The sequence below is a fragment of the Flavobacterium sp. N3904 genome (assembly GCF_025947305.1).
Classification (GTDB): Bacteria; Bacteroidota; Bacteroidia; order Flavobacteriales; family Flavobacteriaceae; genus Flavobacterium.
This window is the reverse complement of sequence record NZ_CP110009.1, coordinates 903885-918365: the sequence shown is the minus strand read 5'-3', so window position 1 is coordinate 918365 and position 14481 is coordinate 903885. Positions and strand designations below refer to the sequence as shown.

Genomic DNA, 14481 nt, shown 5'->3' with positions numbered 1-14481 from the left:
TTGGTTTGATAAAAATCAATGAACAGCACATGAAAAAAATTCTACTTTTTATCGCACTATGTTTTAGTTTTCAGTCTGCTCATTCTCAAGTGTTGTTATCGCTCATTTTTGGAGATAAGTTGAATTCTCCTAACCTTGAATTTGGGTTGGAGGGAGGAGCTAATTTTTCGACGATTTCCAATCTAGAGGATGCCAAATATGCCACTGACTTTAATTTAGGGTTTTATTTCGATTTCAATCTAAAAAATCCCAAATGGATGGTAAATACTGGGGTTATTGTAAAATCGACTATGGGAGCTGATGGTTTGGCTGTCTATTCTTTAAACAATGAAAATTTAGACAATGTTTTTGCAGGAGGTTACGTAGACCGAACGATAAAATATTTTAATGTCCCCATTTTGATAAAGTATAAATTCGACAATAATATTTATGTAAAAGCCGGCACCCAATTGGGTTTATTGTCCAAAGCTTATGATGAATTCAAAAATGATTATAATGGTGAAGATGTAGAATACAAAAACAATATCCGGGATCAGATTCATGTTATCGATGCGGGTTTAGCAGTGGGAGCCGGGTATCGATTGACTGGTGGAAACGGAATGAATCTGGGTATTCAATATTACTATGGTTTGGTGCCAGTATTGAAAGGAGATTCTAGTCCAAATCAATTCAATCGTTCTTTCTATATAACAGCCGGAATTCCTATTGGCAAAGGGAAAGCAGCCAGAATAGCCGCGGAAAAGAAAGCTGGAGAAGAGAAATAGCAACATTCAGCAACAATTATTTCAGGAAATCATCTAACTGTATATTAGATTCTAGCCCAAAAGCGTAGGATGCCGTTTTAATCTGGGCTAAAAAACAGTATTCGTGCAAAAGTTAAGTTCATTTTAATAACTTTGCTTTTATGAATTTCCCAAAAAATCTTAGCGATAAACTCGAGACCCGAAGACAAAATAAATCATTGCGCATTCTTCCTCAGCCCAATGATTTAATTGATTTTTCTTCGAATGATTATATTGGTTTTTCAAAATCGGAAGCGATTTTTAATGCCACCCATCAATTTTTATTGGATTATAATATAAAAAGAAATGGCGCCACTGGATCGCGGCTAATCTCTGGTAACCACATTTTATATACTGAAACCGAAAATTATATTGCCCAGTTTCATCAGGCGGAATCAGCTTTGCTGTTTAATTCGGGTTATGATGCCAATGTGGGTTTTTTTAGTTCGGTTCCCCATAAAGGCGATTTGATTTTGTATGATGAATTGTGTCATGCTTCTATTCGGGACGGAATCCAGTTGTCGAATGCCAAGTCCTATAAATTCAAACACAATGATTTTGAGGACTTGGAGCTTTTAATCCAACGTTGTTATGCCGAGCGCAGTCGAAGTACTTTGCTTAACGAAATTTATATCGTAACCGAATCGGTTTTCTCTATGGATGGTGATTGTCCAAATATGGAAGAATTGGTCGCTGTTTCCGAAAAGCATAACTGCTATTTAGTGGTTGACGAAGCCCATGCTTTGGGAGTTTTTGGAGGAAAAGGAGAAGGATTGATACAACATTTGCAATTACAGGATAAAATTTTTGCCCGAGTTATGACTTTTGGCAAAGGCTTAGGGTGCCATGGCGCAGTTATTTTGGGGTCGAATGAGTTAAAGTCGTATCTCGTTAATTTCGCCCGAAGTTTTATTTATACTACAGGACTTTCACCGCATTCGGTAGCAACTATTTTAATGGGTTACCACCATTTAGAAAAAGATAAAATTGCACTCGAATCACTTCGGGAGAATATTGTTTTTTTTAATCAGGTGAAAAAGATGTTGTATTTAAGTCCACTTTTCGTTCGCAGTAAATCGGCTATCCAAAGTGTCATTATTCCGGGCAACGAAAAAGTAAAAAGTATTGCCAATGCCTTGCAACAAAATGGTTTTGATGTAAAAGCCATACTATCACCAACTGTTCCCGAAGGGCAGGAACGTTTGCGTTTTTGCATTCACAGCTATAATACTAAAGAAGATATTACCAAAGTATTGACGTTGTTGAGTAGCTTTGTATATTAGCCCACAGATAACACTGACTTAACTGATTGACGCAGATTTATTATGACGAACCTACTTTATAAAAATGTTACTGATTCAATTTTGAAAGCATATTATGCTGTTTATAATCAACTTGGTTATGGTTTTCTAGAGAAAGTATATCAAAATGCGATGTATTTTGAACTAAAATCTCTGGGCTATAAAGTTGAAGCTCAAAAACAAATAAAAGTTTATTTTAAGAATCAATTAGTTGGTGAATATTATGCAGATTTATTAGTTGAAGATAAAGTCATTGTTGAACTTAAAGCTTGTGAGTTGCTTATGAATGTTCACGTGGCTCAATTAATGAATTATTTGAAAGCAACAGAAATCGAAGTCGGATTAGTCTTAAATTTTGGAGAAGAACCAGAATTCAAACGTATTATATATACAAACAATAAGAAGTAATTTTAAAATCAGTGATAATCCGTTTAATCGGTTTTATCCGTGGGCCAAAACATGAAACTATTTGTTACAGGAATATCTACCGATGTAGGCAAAACAATTGCCTCCGCCATTATTGTCGAAGCCTTAGAAGCTGATTACTGGAAACCGATTCAAGCGGGCGATGTTGACAATTCAGACAGTCATAAAATCAAATTGCTGGTCTCTAATGATAAAACAGTAATTCACCCGAATAGCTATTTGCTAAATACTCCTGCAAGTCCGCATCTTGCAGCAGAAATTGATGGTGTTATTATTGATTTAGAAAAAATAATAGCGCCCGAAACGAATAATCACCTTGTTATAGAAGGTGCGGGAGGCGTTTTTGTCCCTGTGAATGATTCAGATTGTGTTATTGATTTGATCCAACCCGATTATAAAGTGATTGTAGTCTCCAGACATTATTTGGGAAGCATCAATCATACGCTACTAACCATCGAATCTTTGCTTAATCGTAAAATTACGATTGGAGGAATAATCTTTTCGGGAGAAGAAAACAAATCTACCGAAAGCATTATTTTGAAGAAAACAGGTGTTAAATGCATTGGTAGAATTGAACAAGAACCGTATTTTGACCAAAATGTAATCAAAGAATATGCGGATTTGTTCCGGGATAAACTATTGAATTTGTAAAGTTCAAAGAAGATAGAGATAACAAATAAGAAGCAAGAAACAGGAAGCAAGACAAGATTGTTATTAAATTTATCGAAACTCTTTTTCTTGGTTCTTTCTTCTTTTATCTTTGTAAAATGAATTTAATCGAAAGAGACAGCCAACATCTTTGGCATCCTTATACACAGCACAAAACTGCAGCACTTCCTATTGCGATTGTCAAGGGAGAGGGCGCTTTACTTTGGGATGAAAACCAAAAAGAATACATCGATGCCATCGCCTCTTGGTGGGTCAATCCTTTTGGACATTCCAATAAATTTATTGCCGATGCGATTTACAAACAGTTGACCACATTGGAGCATGTTCTCTTTGGTGGATTTACACATGAACCGGCCATTATTTTGGCCGAAAGGCTAATGGCAATTTTGCCAGAGAATCAAAAAAAAGTTTTTTTCTCGGATAATGGATCGACTTCCGTAGAAGTGGCAATCAAAGTAGCTTTACAATATTTTTATAATAAAGGAGAAAAAAGAACGACTGTTATTGCTTTCGAAAATGCTTTTCACGGTGATACTTTTGCCGCTATGGCCGCCAGTGGAATATCATTTTATACGCAAGCCTTTCAAGGAATGTTTATTGATGTGGTTCGGATTCCGGTTCCGGTGAAAGGGCAGGAGGAGGCTAGTTTTGATGTTTTGAAAGAAGTAATTAAAAACAATAATTGCGCCGGTTTTATATTTGAACCCTTGGTACAAGGGGCAGCGGGAATGGTGATGTATGAACCTGATGCATTGGATCAATTACTTCAAATTTGTCAAGATAATAATGTATTGACCATCGCTGATGAAGTGATGACAGGCTTTGGGAAAACGGGTAAAACATTTGCTTGTGATTATTTGGAACAAAAACCAGATATGATGTGTTTGTCGAAAGCGCTTACGGGAGGAACCATTCCGATGGCGATAACGACCTTTACTCAGGGTCTTTTTGATGCATTTTATGATGATGATATCAATAAAGCACTTTTTCACGGTCATACGTTTACTGCAAATCCTACGGGTTGTGCCGCAGCTTTGGCTAGTTTGACTTTGTTGGAAACTGCCGAAATGCAAAATAATTTAGTCCGAATCAACAAAAGTCATTTGGAATTTAAAAAACGAGTCGAAAATCATTCAATGGTTACAGCAACTCGAGTACTAGGCGTTATTTTTGCACTGGAAATAAAAACAGAAACAGCGGCAAGTTATTACGGGTCGCTGCGCAACAGACTCTATGATTTTTTTATCGAAAATGGAGTGATTTTACGTCCTGTTGGGAATATTGTTTACATTTTACCTCCTTATGTAATTACTGATGCACAATTGCAAAAAGTGTATGAAGTAGTCGAAAGTGCTTTGGAAATAGCGTAAAGTTATTTCCAAAAGATGTACGAAGTTGTCGCGACGAATCACAAAATGTGTTGAATTTATAATTGTAACAATTTGTTTCTTTCTGTTGTGATAAATTTATAATCCGTTGCCAACTTTGCGTAAAACTTTGCGACCTTTGCGGTTAAACCAGAATTGAATATTTTGTCACAAATTATCTCCATAACAGCCATAGCTTCCATTTCGCCATTAGGAAATTCATCCGAGTCGATTTGGGAAAATTACCTTTCAGAAAATCCTTGTTTCACAACACAATTTTTGGATCATCAAAACACAGTCGTTGCTGTACTTGATGATGATTCGATGGAGGAAGTTAATGCATTACAACAATCTGATATTAAATATAAAGCATTAGATAAATCTGTTCTTTTTGCAATGGTAGCTTCCCGCAAAGCTACCGAAAAAGCGGGTTGGGCAAAAGGAGATGAATTTGGAATCAACATTGGTTCTTCCCGTGGTGCAACAGACTTATTCGAAAAGCATTTTCAGGAATATCTGGAAACGGGCAAAGCACAAACTTTGGCGTCCCCTACCACAACTTTGGGAAATATTTCTTCTTGGGTGGCACATGATTTGCAAAGTACAGGGCCTGAAATTTCACATTCCATCACGTGTTCCACCGCTTTGCATGCAGTACTGAATGGTGTGGCATGGTTGAGAGCGGGTATGGCCGATAAATTTTTGGTTGGCGGAAGTGAAGCGCCTTTGACCGATTTTACGATTGGACAAATGCGTGCCTTGAAAATCTACTCCAAAAGCGAAGAACAATACCCCAATAGAGCTTTGGATTTGAATAAAAAGCAAAACACAATGATTTTGGGAGAAGGGGCAGGTGTATGTTGTCTTGAAATCGGGAAAAAAGAAAATGCTGTTGCTTACATTGAAGGCATCGGGTATGCGACAGAGATTTTGGAACACAATATTTCGATTTCGGCAGAAGCAACTTGTTTTCAGAAATCGATGAAAATGGCTTTGCAAAATATAGATATATCTGAAGTGGATGCTATCGTTATGCACGCGCCTGGAACGATAAAAGGGGATTTGACGGAGTATAAAGCAATCGGAAAAGTCTTTGGTGAAAGCCTGCCTTTGTTGACTACTAATAAATGGAAAATTGGGCATACTTTTGGCGCTTCGGGCATTTTAAGTATGGAAATGGCTATTTTGATGATGCAACACGATCAATTCATTGGAGTGCCTTTTGCGGAAGCGCAAAAACAAACGAAGCCAATAAAGAAAGTTTTGGTCAATGCAGTTGGTTTTGGAGGGAATGCGGTGAGTGTACTTTTGAGTTTGTAAAAGGTGCGCTATTTCGCAAAGATTCGCTAAGGTTTCGCAGAGGAACACAAGGTAGATTATTTCGCTAAGTCACACAAAGGTTTCACAGAGTTTCGCCAAGAGTTTTTGAAAGTTTTAGGTTTTTGTTATATTAACTCAAAAATTTTTTTGCGTTTCTTCATATTTTTTCTTTGTGAATCTTTGCGAAAAGAATCCTTTTTAATCTGAGTTTTCATTCTCTAATTGCCGTACTTTATCATAAATTAAATTACTCTCAAATCCTCGTCGAAGCATATAATCACAAAATTTCTTTCGTTTTTTGAGAGCATTAGTTTCTGTAATGGATTTCCAATTTCTTTCGGCGAGTTCCTCAAACGTAGTAATATATTCTTCAGGTTCAATTTCTTTTAGGGCAAGATTAATCAAGGTTTGATTGATTTTTCGAATTTTCAATTCGTTGGTAATTCGGATTTTCCCCCAATGCTTGATGCGATGTTTCCCTCGGGCAAAACTACAGGCAAACCGTGCTTCGTTGAGAAAATTATTCTCAATAAGATGCACAATGACTTCGTCTATTTCGTCAGGATCCAATTTCATGCCCCACAATTTGGACACCACTTCCTCGTGACAGCGTTCCTGATAGGCGCAAAAATGCTCTATTTTTAATTTGGCTTCTTTGAGGGAATAGACTTCTTTCATATTAAAATATCAATTTGCATTGGTTTTGCTAAAGCAAAAATAGAACATTCCTTTTGGATGGTGAACTTGTTTTTTTAATGTATTTCGGGTTTGATATCCAAAATTAGATATTATAAATATATTGATACTTATAAGTTCTGCAGTACGGTATTCTGTCGCGCGGATTGAGATTAATAACTTTTAAATCAGTGAATTTTTACTATAAACTAAATTGTTTTGTGGTTGTATTGACTTCTTCATTTCGACTTCCTGTTTTTGTTTCGATTATTATTTATGGAACTTTTTTCTAATTGTATTTTGTCTAAATTATGAACGTTAAATACTATAATTATATAAAAATAATGTATTTAATCGATAAAATGTGTTTTTTTTCGATTTATAAGGATTCATTCACTAGATTAGATATAGTTAAAGATATTTAGTTTAATGCTTAATATCAATTAATTAACTTTTTGTAGTAAAGTAGTATAAAATATCTTTTTAACGAATTCTAGATTACTATAATTTGCTGTTTTCCCCACAAATATTGATTGGAAAATCAATATTCAACGGCATAACCGTGCAGAAGATATAATAGTGTTTTATCAATAATTAGTAGACTAAATAGAATGAATGGTCATTTATTAATGACAGTTATAAATATCAATTTCGGTTCTTTTTAGTACTGTTCGCCGATTTTATCAGCCAATTCAAAAGTGAATATAAATTTTAACACTCAAATCAAAATGAAAAAAAATCTACTTTTAATTATCTGGCTCTTTTTGATTTCGCAAATGTCCTTTGGACAAGCGGCAAGCAGTTATTATTTTACTGCTGTGTCAGGGAGTTATATTCCGCTTTCTGGAGTTTCTGGGGTTGTTGATACTTCGCTTGGGGCAACGGCTGATGTGGGAGTGTCTACGAGTATTACCTTGCCATTTGCATTTACTTTTGCAGGCACGGCTTATTCTGCCATAAAAGTTTCGCCCAACGGCTGGCTTAGTTTTGGGGCTGCTACAGTAACAGATGCTCAGAACAATACGAATTCACTTGTAAATGCTGGCGTTGCCAAGCCTGTTTTGTTTCCTTTGTGGGATGATTTAATTTGTACTGCAAAGCCTAAATACATAACAACTGGGATTTTTCCTCATAGAAGATTTAAAGTAGAATGGAGTCAGCAAAAATGGAATGCTCAATCTCCAGGGGATGTGATTTCGTTTCAAATTTGGTTTTTTGAGACTACAAATGTTATAGAGTTTTTATATAATCAAGGAGCTACAGCAGTTACAAATAATTCAAGTGGTGCTTCAATAGGAATTTGTGATGCAAACGGTAAATATTTAACGCTAACTAATTCCGGAACAACCCCAACGGCTGAATATAATACATTTACGACCAATATTAGCACTAAGCCAGCAACTGGACAAATTTATAGATTTACACCACCACCTGTCACCGGTCTTGAAGCCAGTAAATATTGTTTTACTACAAAAACAGTAACCTATGGGATTTTAACAGGAACCACAGATGTTGTAGGGATAACGGCATCAGAAGATGATGCGATTTCTAATGCCGTTACGTTGCAGTTTCCATTTACTTTTGGAGGAGCCGTCTATACAGATGTGAGGGTTTCCAGTAATGGATGGCTAAGTTTTGGAGCAGCAGCAGTTTCAGCTAGTCAGAATTATACAAATACTGTGGCAAATGCAGCCGCATCCAAGCCTATTTTGATGCCTCTTTGGGATGATTTAAGGGGCACCACAATTCCTCGATATGTAACAACGGGAGTGGCTCCCAATCGGATTTTTAAATTAGAGTGGTATAAAGAAAAGTGGGATTATCAAAATACTGGAGATGTATTATCCTTTCAAGTATGGCTTTATGAAGGGTCTAATAGGATTGAATATATTTATAATCAAGGTGCAGCTGCGGTAACTAATGGTTCGGCTACTATTGGTATTTATGATGCAAATAGTAATTATTTGACATTAAATAGTTCGGGAACAAATCCTACGGCTCAATCTGGTACATTTACATCTACTATAGCTACTAAACCAGCTTCAGGACAAGTGTATCAATTTACACCGCCTCCTATAATAGTCTATCCGGGTAACGCTTACATTGCAATTGGTAAAGTTGGGGTTACGCAAACTGGAGCGACAGGCGGAGTTTACACTTCATCACCTACTGGATTGATTTTGAACTCTTCGACTGGAGAAGTAAATTTGGCGACAAGTGCAGGAGGAACGTTTACGATAGTTTATACGGTTGCAGGATGTTCTACTGCAACAGCTACAATTACAATTTTTCCGTTGTTGCCTGTTCCTACAGCAACAGTTACAGAAGCCTCTTGTGCTGTTGGTACAGATGGTGCCATCACAATAACAAACATGAACAATGCTCTAAAATTTGTTAGAGCAGATAATGATTATATCGATTTGGGAAGCCCTTTGCTTTCAAATAAAAGCGCTTTCACCATCGAAGGTTGGATAAAATTTAATATTGCTGATGTTACAGGAAGAATGGGCTTGTTTGGACAAAATGATGCTATAGAGTTTGGTTTTTCCAATTCAACAACCATTGAGTTATGGACAGCAGCAACTGGTTCAGTAACCGCTACACTTCCACCTTCTTTGGGAGATGGTGCTTGGCATCACATAGCGGCTGTGGGAAACGGATCTACGGTTAAAATATATTTGAATGGCGCTAGTGTTGCTGTAACTGGAGGAGCGGTTGCTACTGCAAATTATGGAAGTTCTACTTATAATGCAAAGATCGGAAGTGGCGTTTACAGCCCAACAGGTGATTCATTTACGGGACAAGTAATGAAAATGGGACTTTATAATACTGCGATTTCAGCTATTGGCATCACGTATTTGGCTATTGGTCCTACTACCTATTCAGGTTATGAGGCAGGAATTATTGCGGGTTATAATTTTTTTATAGGATCAGGAACTACTCTTTTTTCGTATCCTTCTGGAAATAATGGTACTTTTCAAAACTCACCAGAATGGATCGATCCATATAATTATTATTGGCAAAAAACAGGTGATGTAGCCTTTTCAGCTACTACTAAGAATTTAACTAATTTATCGCCTGGTGATTATAAAGTTACAGTTTCTTTAATTGGGGTAAGTAGTCCTAATGCTGCAGGTTTTACAGTTGGTTCTGCACCTGTTGTAACCGCATTGACAGGTACAGGAGCCAATTGTACTAATAGTTTTACTGCAAATTGGACAGCATCTGCGGGTACAATAAGTTATTCCTTAGATGTTGCTACAGATATTGGTTTTACAACTTTTGTTTCTGGTTTTAGTGATTTTAGTGTTGGTAATGTAACCAGTTATTTAGTGACAGGATTGCCTCCAGGTAATATTTATTATAGGGTTCACAAACATAGTAGTTGTGGTGAGAGTTCTTATTCAAATATAATTACCTATGCTACTTTACAAATAAATGCTCCAACAGCTATTGATGCAACCTCAGTATTGTGCAACGGATTTACGGCAAATTGGAACCCAGTTTCTGGTGCAACGGCTTATTATTTGGATGTTTCTACCAACCCAGCTTTCAGTAGTTTTGTCTCTGGTTATAATAATTTAAATGTTGGGAATGTTACCTCCCTTGCGGTGACTCCATTAGCATCTGGATTTACGTATTATTATAGAGTACGCTCTTACAATGCAACCTGTGGTACTGTTGCAACGCCTTCTAATGTAATATCAGTAATCATTAATACGGGGCCAACTGCACCAATAGTTGGATTAATAACACAAATTTCATGTGCTGTAGCAGGAGGGAGTGTGGCATTAAGCGGATTACCAACAGGTAGTTGGACTTTAAATTTTAATACAGGAGAGTCATATTCTGGTAGTGGAACAACAATAACGATTCCAGGATTGGCACCAGGGACTTATACAGTTGCTGTTTCCGAAGGGATTTGCTTTTCTTCTAATTCTTCAAATATTGTTGTTAATGCATCTCCAATTTCTTCCACAACATGGAATGGAACCGCATGGTCAAATGGAACACCATCACTTTTAAAAAGGGTTGTTTTGAATGGAGGTATAAATGATGTCTATACAATTGGCTCTGATTTAGCAATGTGTTCTTGTCAAATTAATTCGGGTTCAGTAATCGTTAATTCTGGAGTTGTTTTGTCAATACAGGAAAATCTGGATGTATTGGCAACTACCAGCTTAACTTTTGAAAACAATGCTAGTTTAGTTCAAGTAAATGATGCCGCAGTAAATACCGGTTCTATTACATACAAACGTAGCTCGGCACCGATGAAGAATTTCGATTATACGTATTGGTCTTCACCGGTTACGGGACAAACTGCGCTCGGATTGTCTCCCAATACCTTTCCTGATAAGTATTTTAAGTATAACGGAACTGCCAATGCTTGGGTTTTTTATAATGGAATAATGACGCCGGGAGTGGGCTATATTATCCGCACGCCCAAAGGGGGTATCTGGCCCAATGGAGAAAATGTTGTTTTCCCATACTCACAGCCCGTTGCATTCAAGGGAGTTCCCAATAATGGTAGTTATAGTTTTGCAGTAGGAGCCAATCAATATAATTTATTAGGAAATCCTTACCCATCTGCACTTGACGCAGTAGCATTCATGACAGATCCAAACAATGCAGGGATTATTTATGGAGCATTGTATTTTTGGACACACAATACTGCGATTCAAAAAAATGGGCCTGGTTATACTGCCAACGACTACGCTACTTTTAATATAACTGGAGGGACAGGTATAGCGAAAGGACCAGCTGGTTCTGGTGGTCCAGTTCCAACAGGTTATATTGCTGCAGGCCAATCCTTTTTTGTCGGGAATGTTGCTGCAGGTAGTTTCCATTTTAATAATTCTATGCGATTTGGAGCAAATAATAGTCAGTTTTTCAAAATGTCAAAAACTAAAAAATCGACTCCTCTAGAGAAAAGCAGAGTTTGGTTGAATTTAACCAATGCAGGAGGTGCATTCAAACAATTGTTGATAGGATATGTTACTGGCGCAACAAATGATAACGATAATTTATATGATGGACCAAGTTTTAATGGCAATACTTACGTTGATTTTTACAGTGTCAATAATGGAAATAATTATACCATTCAGGGTCGGGCATTGCCTTTTGATGTGTCAGACGAAGTGCCGTTAGGATATAAAAGTACAATTGAAGGACCTTTTGAAATTGGCATCGAAAACAGAGACGGTCTATTGGCAAATGAAGAAATTTGGTTGGAAGACAAGAAAACTGACATCACATATGATTTAACCAAAGGGAATTACACCTTTACGGCTATAAAAGGAACAGAAAACGATCGTTTTGTATTGAAATATACCAACAAGACATTGGGCACCAACGATAATAAAATTGTGGATGAGGCGGTAAATGTCTATGTGAAAAATAAAAAAATTACAATAATTTCGACTGCTGAAGCATTGGAAGATGTTTTTATTTATGATTTGAGAGGAAGATTACTTTACAGTAAAACAGAAATAGGAAGTAACGAGTTTTTAATAAATAATCTGATTTCGGGCAATCAGGTTCTAATGGTTAAAATAAAACTGCAAAATGATGCTATTGGTACTAAAAAAATTATTTTTTAATTAACGTTTAATTGTTCATTTAATCCCGTTTTGTTCATTCGAGATGGGATTCTTTTTGTGAATATATCGAAATACTAATTTTGTATTAATCCATATTCTTTTCTCGCTTCTTTTTTTTTAAATCAGGATTGAATTAGCCTATACTTCCATCCTGATTTTATTTTACGATAAGCCCTCTTTTTTTTTTTCACCTGAACCTGCTTTTTTTAAATATTAAAACATCTGTAAATGTAAGTTAAAATTTATATATAATTTTATTTTATGTATTTCATCGATTAAAAATGCTTTTATTCGATTTATTCGTTTTTGTTAGCTAATTTTGATAGAGTCAATAAGAAGAAATTTATATGCCTAGAATCAGGATATTAGCTTTTGCTGGTTGACGAGTATAAATTCAATTTTTCAAACGGTTTTTTGGTTAAAATTTATAATATCAACCCTCCTGTTTTTCAGTGGTCATTTCAAAACGGAACATAATATCTAATACTTACTAAAATGAAAAAAATTCTACTTTTAATCAGTGCACTTTTTTTGATTGCGCAAATTTCTTTCGGGAAAGTAGCAAGCAATTATGCAAAAATGGGTTTGCAACGAAATTATATTTCGCTTAACGTTGTTCCTGGAATTGTCGATGTTTCTGCTGGATTTCTAGTAAATGAGATGTCTTCAATAAAAAAATCGGCTCCGAATTTTGCCTTTTTTGCAAACAACAATACTATCAAAGTTTCGGAGCCAAGCAATCCGTTTTTTAAAATACCCAACGCTAAGAATATTGCTGCAGTTGAGAAAAACAGAGTTTGGCTGAACTTAACCAATGCAGGAGGAGCTTTCAAACAATTGTTGGTTGGTTATATTACGGGGGCAACCAATCATTGGGATAAATTGTATGATGCAATAAGTTTTGATGCCAATATGTACATTGATTTTTATAGTATAAACGATGGAAAAAAACTGGTTATTCAGGGTCGTGCTTTGCCTTTTACCAATGCAGACGAAGTTCCATTAGGCTATAGAACGATTATAGAGGGTACTTTTGAGATTAGTATTAGTCAAGTAGATGGAGTTTTGGTCAACCAAGATGTATTTATTGAAGATAAAAATTCAGGAGTTTTTCATAATTTAAAAAATGGCCCGTACAGTTTTACAACTATGACAGGGACTTTTAATGACCGTTTTGTACTAGTTTATGTTGACAAAACTGTAGTAGAAGTACCTCCAGTAGTTGTCGTGCCTCCAGTTGTAGCGGACCCAATTGTAGATGTACCAGTTGTCAATCCAATTGTAACAGACCCAATTGTAGAAGTCCCCCCAGTAGTTACCGTTCCTCCAGTTGTACCTGATCCAATTGTAGACTTACCAGTTGTAACAGACCCAATTGTAGAAGTGCCGCCAGTAGTTGCCGTTCCTCCAGTTGTACCTGATCCAATTGTAGATGTACCAGTTGTAACAGACCCAATTGTAGAAGTGCCGCCAGTAGTTGCCGTTCCTCCAGTTGTACCTGATCCAATTGTAGATGTACCAGTTGTAACAGACCCAATTGTAGAAGTGCCGCCAGTAGTTGCCGTTCCTCCAGTTGTACCTGATCCAATTGTAGACTTACCAGTTGTAACAGACCCAATTGTAGAAGTGCCGCCAGTAGTTGCCGTTCCTCCAGTTGTACCTGATCCAATTGTAGATGTACCAGTTGTAACAGACCCAATTGTAGAAGTGCCGCCAGTAGTTGCCGTTCCTCCAGTTGTACCTGATCCAATTGTAGATGTACCAGTCGTAATAGAACCAATTGTAGAATTACCTGTAGTTATCGATCCAATTGTAGAATTGCCCGTAGTTACCGACCCAATTGTAGATGTACCAGTCGTAATAGACCCAATTGTAGAATTACCAGTCGTAATTGATCCAATTGTAGAATTACCTGTAGTTACCAACCCAATTGTGGATGCACCAGTTGTAAAAGACCCAATTGTAGAGGTGCCAGTTATTGATAATCCATTCGTAACTGAATCAGTGGTCGCTACTCCAATTGTTTTTGAAATAAAACAAAACCGTTTTGATTCACATTCAAAACCAGTGATTGTTTCTGTCAATGATCATCAAATAAAAGTGAACTCAACAAATGAAAAAATTGATAAGATAATGGTATATAACTTGGGAGGAAGACAACTTTATGAAGTTGCTGCTATAAATAGTACCGAATTTGTAATACCAAATGTAGAATCAAGCAATAAATTCTTAATAATTAGAACATTGCTTACCAATGGGAAAGGTTTTGTTAATAAAATCGTTTTTTAGGAGTTAATAAATCAAATATGTTTACCAATATCCCCCATCCTGTAAATTCAAG

9 protein-coding genes are annotated in these 14481 nt (G+C 36.4%); 8 read left to right on the top strand and 1 reads right to left on the bottom strand.

Translation table 11 applies throughout. The features are described 5' to 3' along the window. Positions 1–29 precede the first annotated feature (29 nt). From OLM57_RS03690 to OLM57_RS03665, 6 genes are all read left to right on the top strand, one after another. Complete coding sequence (locus OLM57_RS03690; RefSeq protein WP_264565891.1) at positions 30–764, top strand: porin family protein; 735 nt, start codon at positions 30–32, stop codon at positions 762–764. 140 nt (positions 765–904) lie between these two features. Next, positions 905–2065, top strand: coding sequence for an aminotransferase class I/II-fold pyridoxal phosphate-dependent enzyme (locus OLM57_RS03685; RefSeq protein WP_264565890.1), 1161 nt, complete (start codon positions 905–907; stop codon positions 2063–2065). Positions 2066–2107: 42 nt separating this feature from the next. Further along, on the top strand, positions 2108–2491 hold the full coding sequence (locus OLM57_RS03680) for a GxxExxY protein (protein ID WP_264565889.1): 384 nt from the start codon (positions 2108–2110) through the stop codon (positions 2489–2491). Positions 2492–2542: 51 nt separating this feature from the next. After that, positions 2543–3160, top strand: coding sequence for a dethiobiotin synthase (bioD, locus tag OLM57_RS03675; RefSeq protein WP_264565888.1), 618 nt, complete (start codon positions 2543–2545; stop codon positions 3158–3160). A gap of 116 nt (positions 3161–3276) precedes the next feature. Further along, positions 3277–4548 (top strand): adenosylmethionine--8-amino-7-oxononanoate transaminase, encoded by a 1272-nt coding sequence (gene bioA / locus OLM57_RS03670; RefSeq protein ID WP_264565887.1) that lies wholly within the window; start codon positions 3277–3279, stop codon positions 4546–4548. A gap of 162 nt (positions 4549–4710) precedes the next feature. Then, positions 4711–5865, top strand: a complete 1155-nt coding sequence (locus tag OLM57_RS03665) for a beta-ketoacyl synthase N-terminal-like domain-containing protein (protein WP_264565886.1) — start codon at positions 4711–4713, stop codon at positions 5863–5865. Positions 5866–6063: 198 nt separating this feature from the next. Here OLM57_RS03665 and OLM57_RS03660 read toward each other — a convergent pair whose 3' ends face one another. Then, a complete protein-coding gene (locus OLM57_RS03660; RefSeq protein WP_264565885.1) occupies positions 6064–6543 on the bottom strand; it encodes a regulatory protein RecX in 480 nt (159 codons plus the stop codon). 725 nt (positions 6544–7268) lie between these two features. Between OLM57_RS03660 and OLM57_RS03655 the strand changes: the two genes are divergently transcribed. Together OLM57_RS03655 and OLM57_RS03650 are read left to right on the top strand one after the other, a co-directional pair. Further along, on the top strand, positions 7269–12140 hold the full coding sequence (locus OLM57_RS03655; RefSeq protein WP_264565884.1) for a LamG-like jellyroll fold domain-containing protein: 4872 nt from the start codon (positions 7269–7271) through the stop codon (positions 12138–12140). A gap of 495 nt (positions 12141–12635) precedes the next feature. Next, on the top strand, positions 12636–14429 hold the full coding sequence (locus OLM57_RS03650; protein ID WP_264565883.1) for a T9SS sorting signal type C domain-containing protein: 1794 nt from the start codon (positions 12636–12638) through the stop codon (positions 14427–14429). Positions 14430–14481: the final 52 nt, after the last annotated feature.

Excerpts from the sequence above, each read along its gene's own strand:
- bioD (WP_264565888.1), top strand. The coding sequence starts at position 2,543 with ATGAAACTATTTGTTACAGGAATATCTACCGATGTAGGCAAAACAATT.
- OLM57_RS03650 (WP_264565883.1), top strand. The coding sequence starts at position 12,636 with ATGAAAAAAATTCTACTTTTAATCAGTGCACTTTTTTTGATTGCGCAA.
- OLM57_RS03660 (WP_264565885.1), bottom strand. The coding sequence starts at position 6,543 with ATGAAAGAAGTCTATTCCCTCAAAGAAGCCAAATTAAAAATAGAGCAT.
- OLM57_RS03690 (WP_264565891.1), top strand. The coding sequence starts at position 30 with ATGAAAAAAATTCTACTTTTTATCGCACTATGTTTTAGTTTTCAGTCT.
- OLM57_RS03655 (WP_264565884.1), top strand. The coding sequence starts at position 7,269 with ATGAAAAAAAATCTACTTTTAATTATCTGGCTCTTTTTGATTTCGCAA.
- OLM57_RS03680 (WP_264565889.1), top strand. The coding sequence starts at position 2,108 with ATGACGAACCTACTTTATAAAAATGTTACTGATTCAATTTTGAAAGCA.
- OLM57_RS03685 (WP_264565890.1), top strand. The coding sequence starts at position 905 with ATGAATTTCCCAAAAAATCTTAGCGATAAACTCGAGACCCGAAGACAA.
- bioA (WP_264565887.1), top strand. The coding sequence starts at position 3,277 with ATGAATTTAATCGAAAGAGACAGCCAACATCTTTGGCATCCTTATACA.